Here is a 16,394-nt window from a genome sequence, read left to right as displayed (position 1 = left end):
CGGCGCTCCCGGGGCGGCGAAACGATAGAAACATTACTCAAAACGGGTCATCGTACTCGGTAAACAGAATACGATGAGATATTCGCCAAGTTAAAATTGACGAATACGCAGAACATTCAGACTCGTCTCAGGTACGAGTGCTAACAGCTCAGAGCAACATAACCCGCACCATCGGAAGGCAGCTGAAACGTCGGGAAAGCACAACTGCACTCAATCGAGCCAAGAAAAATACGTTTTCACCTTTGACGCGTCAGGTAAGGTCACGTCCGTCGCCGAGCTCGAAGGCAATGGTCGGTTTTCCTACGAACGGATCGACCGGAATGAGACCTACAATCGCTATGGCGATTTGGTCATCAAGCTCGAGACCGAACGTGGATCCACGGAGTGGACCGCCTATGCCGACAGCGACCGCGACGGCCTGTGGGCCGAGCTGGCCTCGGGCTATGGAGTGCCCGATATGCCGGGCCTCGCGACCCCGCTGAAGTCCGCAGCCCAGACCGTCCAGAAGCCGCAGTTGGCTCACCTCCGGAAATGCGACATTCGCCTGGGGGCGCACGGAAACGTCGGTTGCGGGCATCCCACTGTTGCACGCCGAGTTCATGCCACTTCCGCACAACCATCCCCCACCCCCGCCATCCCGCCGATCCGGCTGAAGAAGGTCGAGCAAGGCCTTCGCGCCGGTCAGTCCATCCGGGCGGTAGCCAAGGCGACCGGCGTCTCGACCGCCACCGTCCAGAGGGTCAAGCAGACCATGGCCAAGACGGTTCAGCCCCTTCAGCTGTCTCGTGTCGGGTGCGCCAAAAACCTCCGCGAAAACAAAAGCCTATTTCTCCCATTTCGCTGACCGGCGCGTTGGAAGACGTACGCCGCGCGATCTTCAACAAACCGTATCATCCAGTGGCGCACCGAGCCCGTCGAGGGAATCGTATCGCTCGGCGAATGTGATCCATATCCTCGGTGCGCGACCGCTCTAGCTGTCCAGGCTAGTTCCCCCGCGACGGGCGAGCGCTCGCCGGTTTCAGGAGCCCGTGCATTCCCATCCAGCGGGCGAAGGCGTCGAACCAGCCGGTGCTGGTGGTTGCCTTCTGATACATGCCAAAGCCGTGGCCGCCCTGTTCGTAGAGGTGGAACTCGACCGGCCGCTTGGCCGTCCGCCAGCTCTCGATCAGGCCAAAGCCGCCGTTCGCGAAGAAAGGGTCATCAGCCGCCAGCGCGACGAACAGCGGCGGCGCGTCAGCCGGAACGGTGACGGGCGCCAGCGAGCCATAGATCGTCCCGATGAACGCGGGCTTGGCGTCCTGCCCCGCGAGCGTGGTGGCCATGGTCAGCATGGCGCCCGCCGAGAACCCGACCATCCCGATCCGGTCGGGATCGACATGCCATTCGGCCGCGCGCTTGCGGACCAGCGCGAAGGCGGCGCGGGAGTCGGCGATCTGCGGGGCCAGACCCGCGATGGCCTGTTCGGGATTTGGCCGCGGGTTTCGCGCCGTATTGGCGAACATCTCGGTCATGGACCGCTCGAAGCCGGCCATGTCGGCGGGCGTCTGGTTCAGGCGATACTTGAGCACGAAGGCGGCCACGCCCTTGTCGGCCAGGGCCTGGGCGACCTGCCAGCCTTCATTTTCCATGGACAGGGTGCGAAAACCCCCGCCCGGCGCGACGATGACCGCCGCGCCCGTGGCCTTGGCCGGATCGGGCAGGAACGGGGTCAAGGTCGCGACGGTGACGTTGCGCGCGAACACGCTGCCATACTGACTGTGCCAGGATTCAGCGGCGGTGGCGCCCGGCAGCGCGCCGGTTCCCAGCTCGATCGCCTTCGGCTGCGCCGGGGTCGCGATCGGCGTCATCTTGTCGGCCTGAGCCTGGACGGGCGCGGCGACGGCGCACGTCACGGCCATGGCGCCCGCGACAAGGCCCGCGCGCACCGCCCTCACCCACGCCGACCGGCGATCTTTGTTGATCCGCTCCATGGCGCAACCTCCCATTTTTGACTTTGTTACCGGTATCATTCCGGCTTTTTACTCCTACAAATAAGCGGGGCGTTTGTCACGTCCTGATGGGGAACCAAGTTTGGCTGGCGCCACGCGTTGAGAGATAAGGTTGAGAGATAAAAAAGCCGCCCGAGCCTGGCGATGTGACCGGGCTCGGGCGGGCCGCCCAGGAGGGGGAAAGCGGGCAGTCGAAAGCTCGCGGCCAAAGGACGAAAGCGGCGGAGCCTCGAAACCAAGTCCAAGGCCGCGCCACGCCCCCGATCTGTAAGACAGATTGCGGAATGGTTGCGTTAACGTAATCGTATTTACTTGAACCTGTCCAACCAATAACAGTGGCGATACCGATAATCGTGACGCCACTGGCAGGTCCGCCCGCCCCATGGCGCTGATTTTGAGTCGAGCCGACAATCGACTAGGTAGGGTTTCAATGACGGTGGCGGGGTAGACGATTGGCCAGAAATACTGAGGGCGCCCGCGGCCCAACAATTGTCGATGTCGCGGCCGCGGCCGGTGTTTCCCCCATGACCGTGTCGCGCGTGATCAATGCCCGCCCGGGCGTGGGCCCCGACACACGCCTTGTTGTCACCGAAGCGATCCATCGCCTGGGCTACACGCCGAACGTCGCCGCGCGCAGCCTCGTGACGTCGGCGGAGCTGCGGATCGGCGTCGTCTATTCCAATCCCAGCGCCGCCTTCATGAGCGAGTTCCTGACCGGGGTCTACGAAGAGGCGTCCACGCGCGGAGCCCGTCTGATCCTGCTCAAGGGCGGCGAAGGCGGGCGTCCGCCCCAGGACGCCGAATTGAAGACCCTGATCGCCGCCGGCGTGCGCGGCGTGATCCTGGCCCCTCCCCTGGGAGAATCCCCCACGGTCCTGCAGGTGCTGCGCAAGGCGCGACTGCCCCTGGCGGCGGTCGGCGCCTATGGCGTGACGGGCGCCATCTGCGTACGGATCGACGATCGGCGGGCCGCCTACGAGATGACGCGAGACCTGATCGCCGAAGGGCATCGCCGCCTGGGCTTCATTCTCGGTAATCCCGACCAGGCGGCGAGCGCCGAGCGGTTGGCGGGGTTCTACGCCGCGGTTCGGGAGGCCGACGACGTGCAGACGATGATCGCCCAGGGCGATTTCAGCTTCACCTCGGGCCTCGCGGCGGCCGAGCTCCTGCTCGATGCGTCACCCGCGCCGACGGCGATCTTCGCCAGCAACGACGACATGGCCGCGGCCGTGGTGTCGGTCGCGCACCGTCGCCACCTCGACGTGCCCGGCGAACTCACGGTCGCCGGGTTCGATGACACCGCCGCGGCGGTCACCCTGTGGCCGCCGCTCACCACGGTGCGTCAGCCGGTTCGCGAGCTGGCCGCCGAGGCGCTCGGCCTGCTGGCGGCGCAGATCTCCGGGGCCGAGGCCCCTCTGAGCGATCACCGCGACCGGGTGCTCGATCACCAACTCGTTCGCCGGCTGTCGACCTCGCCGCCCCTGAGCTAATCGTCACCCCGACCTTCGTAGCGGAAGAAGGCGAAGTCGGCGGGCGTCGCCCTCCCCGACATGTCCTGGCACGCCATCCCCACGAAGGTCCCCGTGAAATTGGGCAGGCCGGGCAAGGACGCCTCGTCGGACAGGATGCTGGCGTCCAGCGCGTCGGGCAGGTCGCGCCAATCGTTTTCACGGTCGCCGCGCCAGGCGAACCGAAGCTGGTCCAGGTCGACCTCGACCCGCAGTTCGATCGGTCCTTCGGGCAGGCTGGCGACGAGAACCTTGAGAGTGCAACCGCCAGCGTCCGGAGAGGCGGTCATCAGCTGCAGCTGACGCTCGCCCGCGTCGCGAGTGACGTGGAGGTAGTGGAACTTGGTGCTGTTGTAGTAGCAGACCAGCCCGGCGGCCTGCTGGAAGTCGACCGGGTCGAACGCGAGCCGCGTCGTGGCCGTGAACCGCAGATCCTCCTGGCGCCGGGCCACGAGCGCCTGACGGAAGGGACTGCCGATGGTCTCCCGTCCGTAGAGACGCAGATATCCGGGCCGGGCCGCCAGGCTGAAGAGCTCGTCCGGACAGGGCGTGCGCAGCCACTGAAATTCGGACGGCAACGAGTCGACGGCAAAATCGCCGTTCCACGTCTGCGCCGGCCAAGGCGCCGGCGGGAGACCAGGGGCAGCGGGCGTCGGATCGGGCGCGCCATCGACCGTCAGACTTCTGAGCCAGCCGTCCTCGCACCACCGCATCGGCTGCAGAGCCGTCTCGCGCCCCAGGACGCATCGCTGCCGGCCCGGCAAGGGCCTGCCGCACAGATAGGCCATCCACGGCGTTCCGTCGGCCAGCTCGATCAGGTCGCCATGCCCGGCGCGGGCCAGCGGACCATCGCGTCGGCCGCCGGAGGACAGGACCACCGCGTCGGGGTGCAGCTCATACGGTCCAAGCAGGTGGCGTGAGCGCGCCATGACCACCGCGTGCCCCCACCCCGTGCCGCCCTCGGCCACCAGCAGGTGATACCAGCCGTCTCGCTTGTAGAGATGCGGTCCCTCGGTGAAGCCCCGGTCCGTGCCTTGGAAGATCAACTCGCGTTCGCCGATCAGGGCGCCGGTGGCGCGATCGAGTTCCTGGATGACGATGCCCGCGAACCGCGGCCTGTCCGGACGATGGTCCCACAGCATGTTGAGCAGCCAGCTGCGCCCGTCGTCGTCATGGAACAGCGCCGGATCGAAGCCGCTGCTGTTGAGATAGACCGGGTCGGACCAGACGCCGTCGATCTGGTCGCAGGTGACCAGGTAGTTGTGGAAATCCCTGAGGGTCACGCCCGTCGCGCCGTCCAGGGTCGATTGCCCGAACCGTTTCACATCGGTGTAGACCAGCCAGAAGCGCCCATCGGCATGGCTGAGGTCCGGCGCCCAGACCCCGCAGGAGTCGGGATCGCCGCGCATGTCCAGCTGGGACGCGCGCGCCAGGGGGCGGGCCGCCAGTCGCCAGTGCGCGAGGTCGCGGCTGTGGTGGATCTGGACGCCCGGAAACCACTCGAACGTCGAGGTCGCGATGAACACGTCGTCGCCGACGCGAACGATCGATGGGTCCGGATTGAACCCTCTGAGGACGGGATTACGAAGCTGGGACATGTCGTTTACGCACAAGGGTCCAGAGCAGGGCGGCGCCGACGAGGTCGAGCAGGCCGAGTATGACGAAGAAGGGGCCGTAGCCGACCTGGTCGACGAGCTTGCCCAGCGCCAGGGTGAAGATCAGGATGCCGAGGTTTCCCGCCAGCCCTGCGAAGCCGGCCACGGTCGCGACCTCATCACGGCGGAACAGGTCCGAGGCCATGGTGATCACCGTCACCGACAGGGTCTGATGGGCGAAGCCGCCGACGCATAGCAGCGCCAGGGCGACGTACGGATTGGCCGCCAGGCCAACCAGCGTCATGGCGGTCATCAGCACCGCGCCCAGGCTGAACGCCCAGCGCCGCGCGTCGATCAGGTCGACGCCGCGCTTCTGCAGATAAGCCACGGCCGCGGGGCCGAACAGGCAGCCCAGGTCGGCGGCGAGAAAGGGCAACCAGGCGAACAGGGCGATCTGCTTCAGGTCGAAACCGCGCACGCGCATCAGGTAGAGCGGCATCCAGAACGACAGCATCCCCCACACGGGATCGGCGAGCATTCTGGGCAGGGCGATGCCCCACAGGTCGCGGCGGCGCACCAGTTGCGCCAGGGATGCGCGCTTGCCGCGCGCCGTCAGCTCGGCTTCCTGGCCCTGCTCGATATGGCCGCGTTCGGTCGCGCCAAGCCGCCGGTGCTCGGCCGGCGCCCGGTACCAGACGATCCAGGCCGCCACCCACACCAGACCCAGCGCGCCGGCGGCGACGAAGGCCAGACGCCAGCTGCCCATCATCACGGCCCAGGCGACGAGCATCGGGGCGAACACCGCGCCGAACGACGCGCCGATATTGTAGACGCCGCCGGCGAAGCCACGCTCGCGCGCGGGGAACCACTCGGCGATCAGCTTCTGGCCGGCGGGCTGGGCCGAGCCCTCGGTCAGGCCCAGAGCCAGGCGCAGCCCGGCGAATGGAATCCACCCCTGAGCGAAGATGTGCGCCATGGTGATCAGGGACCACAGGATGGCGCAGAGGGCGAAGCCGAGCCGCAGCCCGACGCCGTCGAGGAAGTAGCCCACGAGCGGCTGGAACATCACGCCCAATTGGAAGGCGCTGGTGATCCACGAATACTGCTCGCTGGAGATCGACTGCTCGCTGAGCACCATCGGCGCGGCGACGCCCAGCACCGATCGCGACAGGTAGTTGAGCACCATCGCCAGGACGAACAGGCCCAGAATGGTCCATCGGATGTAGGCGAAGCGCGGCCGTCGAAGCGCTCGACCGTCGTTCTGACCTGCTGACACGCCCCCTCCTCCGGTAACGTTATCATCCCCGATCGGCGAGAACGCCGACCCGCCTTCGTCGAGGCCTGGCGCGGTTTCACTCGCCAACCCACAACCGACTAGCGAACCAGAACGATCGTTTCAACGATAATATGTCGGAGTATTGACACCGGGGCGGCGGCCATACCAAGATCACTGATAACGTTACCATCGCGGTTGGCCATGGCGACGATCAAGCACGCAGAGCCGGTGAGCCTGCGGATAGGGAGGGAAGAGAATGAACGCCAATGGCATGACGTCCTCGGAGGGCGGCGGCGCGCATAGCCGCGCCCAGATCGAGGCTCGGAACAACACCACACGGATTCGGGACCGGATTTTGCGGTCGGCCAGCGCCGGCGCGATGACCGCGGCCCTGTTCGCGGCCGCGCCCGCCCTGGCTCAAACGGCCCCTGCTTCGGCGCCGGCCAACGACTCGGCCACGGTCACCGAGGTGGTCGTCACCGGCACGCGCATCCAGACCACCGGCTTCACCGCGCCGACGCCGACCTCGGTGATCGGCGAGGCCCAGATCCAGAACAACGCCCAGCCGAACGTCTTCGCCACCATCGTCCAACTACCGTCGCTACAGGGCTCGAGCGGTTCGGCGACGAACACCTTCAGCACGTCCAGCGGCCAGCAGGGCCTGAGCTCGTTCTCGCTGCGCGGCCTGGGCACGATCCGCACCCTCACCCTGCTGGACGGCCAGCGCGTGGTCGGGGCCTATTATACGGGCGTCACCGACGTCAGCCTGTTCCCGCAACTGTTGATCCAGCGCGTCGACGTCGTGAACGGCGGCGCCTCGGCCTCCTACGGTTCGGACGCGGTGGGCGGCGTCGTCAACTTCATCACCGACACCCGCTTCGAGGGTCTGAAAGGCAACGTCCAGGCGGGCGTCTCGAAGTACAATGACAACGAGCAAGGCCTGGTGCAGCTGGCCGGCGGCCGCAGCTTCGCGGGCGACCGCGTGCATGTGGTCGGCAGCGTCGAATGGGCCAAGGAGAACGGCGTCGGTCCGGGCGACTTCGGCCTGGACCTAGCGGGTGACCGTCACTGGTTCACCCAGACGACCATGATCGATCGCAACGTCCTCAATGACGGCTCGCCGCGTTACGTGATGCGCGACAACGCCCAGCCTTACGCCTACACCAAGTACGGCTTGATCACGGCCGGTCCGCTGCAAGGCATCGCCTTCGACCAGGCTGGCAACCCGTTCCAGTTCCAATACGGCTCGAACGGCGTTCCGTCCAAGACCGCTGGCGGCGCCGTCACCGGCTGCTTCCCGGGCTTCTGCGTCGGCGGCGACCTGTCCGGTAACGTCGACTCGGGCCGCACGCTGCAGTCGAAGATCGAGCGCAAGGTCGCCTACGGCCGCGTTGGCTACGACTTCGCCGAGGGCAATGAGGCCTACGTCTCGTTCAATCTGGGCCAGGTCAAGACCAGCAACCAGCCCGTCAACGGCATGAATCGGACGGGCCTGACGCTGCAGTGCTCCAACCCTTACCTGCCGACCTCGGTGCGGGACGCCTGCGCGACCGCCGGCATCACCAGCTTCCAGTACGGCGCCAGCAACGCGGTGCTGCCCAATACCAAGGTCCATACAGACCGTCGTCAGTATCGCGTCGTCGCCGGCCTGAAGGGCAAGTTCGCAGCGGTGGGCTCGGATTGGACCTACGACGCCTACTACCAGCACGGTGAAAACAAGACCGCTATCGACGTCGACCACATCATCCTGACGCCACGCTTCAACCAGGCGATCCAGGCCACCACGTTGAACGGGGCGATCGTCTGCGCCGATCCCGTGGCGCGCGCCAACGGCTGCCAGCCGCTCAACATCTTCGGCGGCAAGCCCCCCTCCGCCGCGGCCCTGGAATATGTCCAACCCGCCGCCGGCCCGTTCCAGCGCCTGCTCATGAAACAGGACGTGGCCAGCCTGAACTTCTCGGGCGCCCCGATCGACCTGTGGGCCGGTCCGCTTTCGGTGGCCTTCGGCGCTGAATATCGCCGGGAATATTACACCGTCCGCGCGGACCCATATGGCGCCGGCGTCGCCGATCGCAGCCCCTACGGCGGCAGCTATCCGGCGGATCCGCTGCTCAACACTCTCGGCAACAACTGGCACGCGGGTAACTACAAGAACGGCAACGGCGTCTACAACGTCAAGGAAGCCTTCCTCGAAGTCGACCTGCCGCTGTTCAACAACGACTCCGCCGGCCGCGCCAACTTCAACGCCGCGGCGCGGGTCACCGACTACAGCACCTCGGGCACCATCTGGACGTGGAAGGCGGGCGGAACCTGGGACACGCCGATCGACGGCCTGCGCTTCCGTGGCGTGACCTCGCGCGACGTCCGCGCGCCCAACCTGTCGGAGCTATTCGCCGCACCGGTCACCACGACCCTGCCGAACTTCTTCGATCGGGCGAACAACCGGAACGTGGTGGCGATCCAGAACGCTGTCGGCAACCCGAACCTGACGCCGGAAATCGCGCGCAACTCCCAGATCGGCGTGGTCCTGGCCAATCCGTCCTGGCTGCCAGGCTTCAGCGCGTCGTTCGACTACTACAAGATCAAGGTCGACGACGTCGTCTCCAGCCTGGGCGCGGCCCAGATCGTCGACTACTGCATCGACAAGGTCCTGCCCCAGACCTGTAGCGCCTATAACCTCAACAACCCCAACGGCCCGAACTACATCAACGTCCAGTCCTTCAACCTGGCGTCGATCAAGACCAGCGGCTTCGACATCGAGGCCAGCTATCGCTGGCAGCAACCGCTGGGCCTGTCGGGCGCCTTCACCCTGCGCGCCCTGGCCACCCACATCCGCGACTTCTGGACCGACACCGGCCTGCCCGGCACGGCGCCCGTCGACTCGGCTGGCGTGAACCAAGGCAGCACGCCGAACTGGAAGTGGCTGGCGATCCAAAGTTACGAGACCGACCGCTTCAGCCTGACCCTGCAGGAACGCTGGTTCACCGACGGCAACTACGGCAACCAGTATGTGGTCTGCGCCCCGGGAACCTGCCCCGCCTCGACGCCCAACGCGCCGACCATCGACAAGAACTTCATGCCCGGCGCGTTCTACATGGACGTCGGCGGGACCTACAACATCCGCAAGGACGTGAGCGCCTACTTCAAGGTCGACAACCTGTTCGACCGCGATCCGGCCAAGTCGCCCAACTACGCCAACCCGGCCCTCTACGACATCGTCGGCCGGATGTACCGCGCGGGCGTTCGCTTCCGCTTCTAGATCCCCCCGACTACGGAGGTCAGGCGTCCGCGCCTGACCTCCTTATTTTTGCTTCAGGTCTCTCGCCGCGGCGCTTCGATCAGCTCGAGCCCGTAGAGGACACTCGTCCCCTTGCGACCGATCAGCCTGACCTTCGAGCGCTTCTGGTCGCTGGGCGGCAGGGGATAGTCGACGATGACCCAGTCGTTGCGCTTGGGTCCGGACCGACGCTCCACGGCGACTTGCCGCCCGTCGAACTCGATCGCCATCTCGCGGTCGGCGTCGTTGCCCCAATAGGTCGCGCGCAGGAACGCGGCGCCGGGTCGACGGGCCATCGTGAACGACACCTCCGCGCCCTCGGGGATCGACCGGCTGTGACGGCCATAGAAGGTCCCCGGCTGTCCGGCCGTGGCCGTCAGCCCGTGATCGCGCTCGGGCTGCATCTCGCCGATATGGAAGACGTCGATCCTCCGTCGCGCCAGGTCGGCCCGCTGCGCCTCGGACGCCAGATAGTCCTGACGCTGAGCCTTCCAGTCCGTCGGCGTGAAGGTCTGGAAGTAGACCGCCGTCCGCCGGTCATAGAGCGCGTTGAACGGCCGCAGGGTTTGACTCTGCCCCAGGACATCGACCGTGGCGTAGCGATGAACCCCGCCGCCCGGGACAAGGGTGTCGGTGGGCGAGGCCTTGGCCAGGAGCGCCGGCGCGGGGCCGTCGAACGGCTTGTCCGAAGGTCCGAGATCGGCCGCCAGGACCAAGGGTCCGCTGAGAAAGGCGTAGGTGGCCGGGGCGCCCTTGAGCGGCTCGGCGCGCAAGGTCATCGGCAAGGTCACGGTGATCGTATCGCCTGCCCGCCACACGCGCGTCACGCGCCAGTAGCCATCCGAAACCGGCGCGTCGAGCACCTGACCGTTTAGCGCGATCCGCGCGCCCTGCGCCCAGCCGGGGCGGCGAATGGCGAGGGTGGCAGCGGTCGCCGAAGGACGGACCACCCGAAGCACGACCTCGCCCTGCTCGGGATAGCGCGTCCGCAGTTCGAGCCTGGCGTCGCCCGGGAGATCCAGCGTCGAGGGCACAAAGAGATTGACGTAGATCGCGTCCGACCCGCGCCAGAAGATGCTGTCGGCGTGCTTGGCGTGGCTTTCCATGCCTGAGCCCACGCAACACCAGAAGCTGTCTTCCGGCGTGGAATAGTCGCGCTTGGCGCCCGCCTGAAGCGGCATGAAATAGACGAACTGGCCGGTGTCGGGCCGCTGGTGCGCCAGGATGTGATTGAGCTGCGCCCGCTCGTAGTAGTCGAACAACGCGCCGTCCGGCTTCCAGGCATAGAGATGCCGCGTCAGCTTCAGCATGTTGTAGGTGTTGCAGGCCTCGCAGGTGCCCGTCGTCAGCGTGCCGCCCAGTTGGTCGGCCGGACCGAAGTGCTCGCGCTCGGAATTGCCGCCCAGCACATAGCTGTGGTGATCGACGACCGTCTGGTGAAAGAACGCCGCCGCCTCGCCGTGGTCAGCCTGGCCGGTTGTTTCGTAGAAGCGCGCCAGGCCGACGGCCTTCGGGATCTGGGTGTTGGCGTGAAGCCCGGCCAGGGCGTCCCGGTGGGCCAGCAGCGGATCGACGAAAGCCCGGTGGCGCAGCCGCTCGGCGGTGCGCAGCCAACGGGCGTCGCCCGTAAGGGCGTACAGCTCGGCATAGGATTCCAGGATGCCGCCGTGCTCGACGGATAGCACCTTCTGGACCTGCTCGTCCGACAGGGGCGCCAAGACGCCGGCCAGGTAGTCGGCCAGGCCCAGGGCGATCGGCAGGGCCCGCGCGTTGTGGGCCAGCAGATGCGCGTCGATCACGCCCGCCAGCACCTTGTGGTAGGCGTAGATCGGGACCCAGCCGCCGTTCAGCGTCCAGGTGACCTCGATCTGGCCGCGCCGAACCTCCTCGAAGATGACCTTTCCCGGAACCTCCTTGCCGCCCCGGTCGGCGGTCGTGCCGCCGACATAGCCGTCACCCTCGGCGGCCTGGATTCTCGCCATCTCCGCGAGCGTGCGGTCGAGGACGGCCGCGACGGCGGGATCGCCGGTGTTGGCCACCGTCAGGCTGCAGGCCGATAGCCAGTGGCCCAAGGAATGACCAGCGATGCTCTCGCTCTCCCATCCGCCGTAGCGCGGCTTGTTCGCTGGCAGGCCGGCCGACCAATAGAAGTTGTGCAGCAGCCGTTCGGGATCCAGCGACAGCAGGTAGCGGCGGTTGGCCGCCATGGCGTCGGCGAACGGCGACGGCTCCAGCATTACGTATCGGGCCGGGATCGGCTCGACCTTGCGCAACGGGTTGGGCGCTTGCGCCGAGGCCTTGCCCACGAACGTGACGCTCAGAGCGGCGCCGGCCAGCAGCACCGACCGCCGGCTGGGGGTGAGAGCCTGGCCGCTCATGCGCGCACCAGGGCGCCGTCGCGGGCCGCGAGGCGGACGCTTTGACCTTGCTTCATCTCGATCTCCAGGGTCGATGACCCATGAACCACGGTGTGGCGGCCGTCGGCCTCGGCGGTCAGCACCGCCTCGGAAAGCTTGCCGCCCGCCCAACGCACATCGACACCGACCGCGCCCCTCGCCCGCAGGCCGGTGATGTGGCCGGTCGGCCAGGCCGATGGCAGGGCCGGCAGCAGATAAAGGCGGTCGTTGCGACTTTGCAGGATCATCTCGGTCATGCCCGAGGTCCCGCCGAAATTGCCGTCGATCTGGAACGGCGGGTGGGCGTCGAACATGTTCGGATAGGTCCGCTCGGGGCCGAGCAACAGCCTGAGCACGCTGTGGGCGTGGTCGCCGTCGCCCAGTCTCGCCCAGAGGTTCAGCCGCCAGGCGATGGCCCAGCCGGTGGTGAGGTCGCCGCGCTTCAGCAGGGACGTCTTGGCCGCCGCCGCCAGCTTCGGCGTGGTGTCGATCCCGATCTGGTCCGATGGGAACAGGCCATAGAGGTGCGAGACGTGCCGGTGCTGGGGCTCCTTGGCGTCGGCGTCCCAGTCCTCCTGCCATTCCTGCAGCTGGCCGTCCTTGCCGATCCTGTACGGCGCCAGCTTGTCGCGCGCCGCCGTCAGCTCGGCCACGAAGGCCGGATCCGCGCCGAGGATAGCCTCGGCTTTCAGGCAGTTGTCGAACAGGTCCCGGATGATCGCCTGATCCATGGTCGGACCGGCGACCAGCGAGGAGCCATGACCATGATCGTTCTCCGGCGAGATTGACGGGCTGGTGACCAGCACGCCGAACTTCGGATCGACGACCAGGGTGTCGAGGAAGAACCGCGCCGAGCCCTTCATCAGCGGATAGACACGGGCCAGATAGGCCTTGTCGCGACCGTAGTCGTAGTGGTCGAAGACGTGTTTGCAGAGCCAGGCGCCGCCCGTGGGCCAGACGCCGTAGATCGCGCCGTCGATCGGCGCGGTGGCGCGCCACAGGTCGGTGTTGTGGTGGGCGACCCAGCCGCGCGCGCCGTACATGACCTTGGCGGTGCGGGCGCCGGTCTTGGCCAGGTCCTGGACCAGCGCGATCAACGGCTCGACGCAGGGCGCGAGATGGGTCGGCTCGGCCGGCCAGTAGTTCATCTCGGTATTGATGTTGATCGTGTACTTGCTCTCCCAGGGGGGCGAGGTCTTGTCGTTCCAGACCCCCTGCAGGTTGGCCGGCTGGCCGCCTGGGCGCGAACAGGCGATCAGCAGGTAGCGGCCGTACTGGTAATACAGCGCCGCCAGCGAGGGATCGTCCGTGCTCGGCGACCGCCGGATTCGCTCGTCCGTGGGCAGCAGGTCGGCGCGGGTGCGGCCGAAGTCGACGCTGACACGACGGAACAACGCCCGGTGATCGGCCTGGTGATCGGCCAGGATCTTCGCCCAGGGCTTGCCGACGAGCCTGGTCAGCGTCGCGTTGTTCAGCGCCTTGGGGTCTCCGGAGACGTCGTCGTACCTGCGATAGCTGGTGGCCGCCGCGATCAGCAGCACGACTTCGTCGGCATTCCGGACCGACAACACGCCGCCCTGTCCCGTCACCGCGCCCCCCTTGGCGCGGACTTCCACGCGGCACTCGAACGTCAGGGCGGCGGAGATACCCTCCCGGCTCTCATTGGCGCCGGCCAGGACCAGGGCGCGCCCCTCGACCCTGGCGACGGGCTTGGACTTCAGCGGGCTGGCGAAGGACAGATCGACGCTGATCGCGCCCTTGCGGCTGGCGCTCAGGCGCACGGCGATGACCCCGTCCGGATAACTGCCGATCACCTCTCGGCGATAGCGTACGCCGCCGGTCGTGAAGGTCGTGGCGGCGACCGCCCCGTCGATGTCGAGGTCGCGCACATAGTCGCCGCTCGCCTCGCCCAGCCCCGGAAAATCGAGCTTCAGGTCGCCGATCGTCTGGTAGGCCATCTGCCGCCTGGGCGCGCCCAGGAACCTGGCGTCGGCCAGCTTGGTGGCCTGGGCGTATTCGCCGGCGTCGATCAGGCGGCGGATCTCCGGCAGCGCCGCCAGCGCCTCGGGATTGGCCGGGTCGTATGGACCGCCGGCCCACAGGGTGTCTTCGTTCAGTTGCAGCCGCTCGGACGCCACGCCGCCGAACACCATGGCGCCCAGCTTGCCCGAGCCGATCGGCAGGGCCTCGACCCACGCCTTGGCGGGCTGGCGATACCAGAGGCGCAGCGGCGAGGCCTTGGTCTGGGCGGCGCGCGCCCGCGCCGCGGTCAGGGCCGAGGCGGCGCCGAGGACGGCGAGCGTGGAGCGGCGAGTCAGCGTCATAATACTCCGACAAAAGCACACTCGACCGCCAGCCTACAAGCTGGATAAAAACAACCGGCCCATCCCATAAGTTAGCGCTACCATTACTTCATTCCGCACGTTAGGGTTGGCCAAGCCATGACGCATGGCGATCCGGATGGGCGACTTGCCCGACATAATAACGACCGCGCGCCGACGCGGCAGGGAGACACGAAACGTCATGTCAGCGTACGCTTTCCCAGGTCGTCGATCGCGACGACTGGTCCATGGACGGATGTTGAGCCTGGCCTCCGCCCTGGCCTTGCTCGCCGGATCGGGCCATGCGCAAGCGCCAAAGACGGTCTCGAGCGCCGCGCCGACGGCGGCGTTCGATTGGTTCGAATACGAAGGCGCGGATCCGTCGGACGCGGCCTTCAAACCGACGCCGGGCCAGTACGCCAATCCGATCCTCAAGGGCACCTATCCCGACCCGGCGGTCATGCGTGTCGGCAAGGACTTCTATTTCGTCAGCTCGACCTTCGCCTGGTTCCCGGGGCTGCCGATCTTCCATTCGACGGATCTCGTGCACTGGAAGCAAATCGGCAACGCCATCGACCGCCCAGGCATGCTCGACTTCGGACGCCTTGGCCTCTCGCGCGCGGTGTTCGCCCCGACGCTGAGCCACCACGACGGCACGTTCTACCTCCTCAACACCTGTGTCGACTGCAAGGGCAACTTCCTGATCACGGCGAAGGACCCCAAGGGCCCCTGGTCCGACCCGGTGTGGCTGCCGACGGTCGAGGGCATTGATCCGTATCTCTTCTTCGACGACGACGGCAGCGCCCTGATCGTCTTCAATGGCGAGCCGCCCGGCCCGGCCGAGTACAGGGGCCACCGCGCCATCTGGGCGATCGCCTACGACATCAAGACCGGAAAAACCGTCGGCGAACGCAAGCTCCTGCTGGACAAGGGCGTCAATCCCGCCGCCAAGCCCATCTGGCCCGAAGGTCCGCACATCCTGAAGAAGGACGGCTGGTACTACCTCATCGCGGCCGAAGGCGGCACGGCGGAAGGCCACAGCCAGGTCGCGCTGCGCTCCAGGAGCGCCTGGGGACCATATGTTCCGTACACGAATAATCCGGTCCTGACCCAGCGCGGCCTGCCGAAGGACCGCCCGCTGCCGATCACCTCGGCCGGCCATGCCAACCTGGTCGACACCCCGGACGGAAAGTGGTGGGCGACCTTCCTGGCGGTGCGCCCTTACGGCGATGACCTCTACAACACCGGCCGGGAGACCTTCCTTCTGCCCGTGGAATGGAAGGACGGCTGGCCGATCATTCTCGAGAACGGCAAGACCATTCCGTACGTCCACGCCAAGCCGGACCTGCCGGAGATGACGCCCAGGCCGCCGCCGACGGCCGGCGCCTTCAAGGTTCGCGACGAGTTCGACGGCAAGGCCTTGCCGCTCAACTGGGTGACCATGCGCATCCCCCGGCAGCGCTGGTGGCGACTGGACAGCGGCAAGCTGATCCTGACCGCGCGGCCCGAGACCATCGGCGGCATGACCCAGCCCTCCTTCTGGGGACGGCGGCAGCAGCACCTCAACGCCAGCGCCGCCACGGAAATGCGCTTCCGCCCGACCAAGGTCGGCGACAAGGCCGGCATGGTCGCCGTGCAGAACGACGACCACTTCTTTTTTCTGGGCCTGGAGCGAAACGCCCAGGGACAGGACGAGATCGTGCTCGAACGCCGCGCCAGCCCCAGCGACCCGGAAGGCGGCGTGAAGATCGCCAGCGCGCCCGTAGCGCTGAAGGCCGATGCGCCCGTCTGGCTGAAGGTCACCGCCCGGGGCGGCGCCTACGACTTCTCGTACGCCCTGGCCGCCGGACAATGGAAGACCCTGAAGGCCGGCGAGGATGGATCGATCCTCTCGACCAAGAAGGCCGGCGGCTTCGTGGGCGCTCTGCTGGGCGTCTACGCCCACGACGGCGGCGCCCAGGGCCAGTGAACATAGACGCGGACTTTTGACCAACGGAAGGCGGCGCCGAAGCGACCGTCGGTGAAGCGCCCAG

9 protein-coding genes are annotated in these 16,394 nt (G+C 67.0%); 4 read left to right on the top strand and 5 right to left on the bottom strand.

What is annotated here, in order from left to right; translation table 11 throughout:
* Positions 1 to 346 precede the first annotated feature (346 nt).
* The gene (locus AC1RNC_RS17290) at positions 347 to 844 is read left to right on the top strand and encodes a hypothetical protein (RefSeq protein WP_492887553.1); all 498 of its coding nucleotides are present in this window, start codon (positions 347 to 349) and stop codon (positions 842 to 844) included.
* Between the two features lie 139 nt (positions 845 to 983).
* On the opposite strand, the gene AC1RNC_RS17285 is transcribed toward AC1RNC_RS17290, so the two are convergent.
* Positions 984 to 1,970: an alpha/beta hydrolase gene (locus tag AC1RNC_RS17285; protein WP_492887551.1), complete on the bottom strand. Its 987-nt coding sequence runs from the start codon at positions 1,968 to 1,970 to the stop codon at positions 984 to 986.
* A 506-nt stretch (positions 1,971 to 2,476) separates the two neighbouring features.
* Here AC1RNC_RS17285 and AC1RNC_RS17280 point away from each other — a divergent pair.
* The gene (locus AC1RNC_RS17280) at positions 2,477 to 3,478 is read left to right on the top strand and encodes a LacI family DNA-binding transcriptional regulator (RefSeq protein ID WP_492887618.1); all 1,002 of its coding nucleotides are present in this window, start codon (positions 2,477 to 2,479) and stop codon (positions 3,476 to 3,478) included.
* Here the strand turns inward: AC1RNC_RS17280 and AC1RNC_RS17275 are convergent.
* Positions 3,475 to 5,094: a glycoside hydrolase family 43 protein gene (locus AC1RNC_RS17275; RefSeq protein ID WP_492887550.1), complete on the bottom strand. Its 1,620-nt coding sequence runs from the start codon at positions 5,092 to 5,094 to the stop codon at positions 3,475 to 3,477. The two genes, AC1RNC_RS17280 and AC1RNC_RS17275, sit on opposite strands and share 4 nt — an antisense overlap.
* Positions 5,078 to 6,277, bottom strand: a complete 1,200-nt coding sequence (locus AC1RNC_RS17270) for an MFS transporter (RefSeq protein ID WP_492887616.1) — start codon at positions 6,275 to 6,277, stop codon at positions 5,078 to 5,080. The genes AC1RNC_RS17275 and AC1RNC_RS17270 overlap by 17 nt, the downstream gene beginning before the upstream one ends.
* A gap of 469 nt (positions 6,278 to 6,746) precedes the next feature.
* Between AC1RNC_RS17270 and AC1RNC_RS17265 the strand changes: the two genes are divergently transcribed.
* Positions 6,747 to 9,626 carry a TonB-dependent receptor domain-containing protein gene (locus tag AC1RNC_RS17265; RefSeq protein WP_492887614.1) on the top strand — a complete coding sequence of 960 codons (2,880 nt, stop codon included), beginning with the start codon at positions 6,747 to 6,749 and terminating at the stop codon, positions 9,624 to 9,626.
* 53 nt (positions 9,627 to 9,679) lie between these two features.
* Here AC1RNC_RS17265 and AC1RNC_RS17260 read toward each other — a convergent pair whose 3' ends face one another.
* Both AC1RNC_RS17260 and AC1RNC_RS17255 read right to left on the bottom strand, forming a co-directional pair.
* On the bottom strand, positions 9,680 to 12,022 hold the full coding sequence (locus AC1RNC_RS17260; protein ID WP_492887549.1) for a beta-L-arabinofuranosidase domain-containing protein: 2,343 nt from the start codon (positions 12,020 to 12,022) through the stop codon (positions 9,680 to 9,682).
* On the bottom strand, positions 12,019 to 14,364 hold the full coding sequence (locus AC1RNC_RS17255; protein WP_492887547.1) for a glycoside hydrolase family 95 protein: 2,346 nt from the start codon (positions 14,362 to 14,364) through the stop codon (positions 12,019 to 12,021). The genes AC1RNC_RS17260 and AC1RNC_RS17255 overlap by 4 nt, the downstream gene beginning before the upstream one ends.
* A 253-nt stretch (positions 14,365 to 14,617) precedes the next feature.
* Between AC1RNC_RS17255 and AC1RNC_RS17250 the strand changes: the two genes are divergently transcribed.
* Positions 14,618 to 16,330: a glycoside hydrolase family 43 protein gene (locus tag AC1RNC_RS17250; RefSeq protein WP_492887546.1), complete on the top strand. Its 1,713-nt coding sequence runs from the start codon at positions 14,618 to 14,620 to the stop codon at positions 16,328 to 16,330.
* The last annotated feature ends 64 nt before the right edge of the window (positions 16,331 to 16,394 follow it).

Source organism: Caulobacter sp. GW822-FHT01G02, from assembly GCF_058802865.1.
This window is presented reverse-complemented; position numbering and strand designations above follow the sequence as displayed.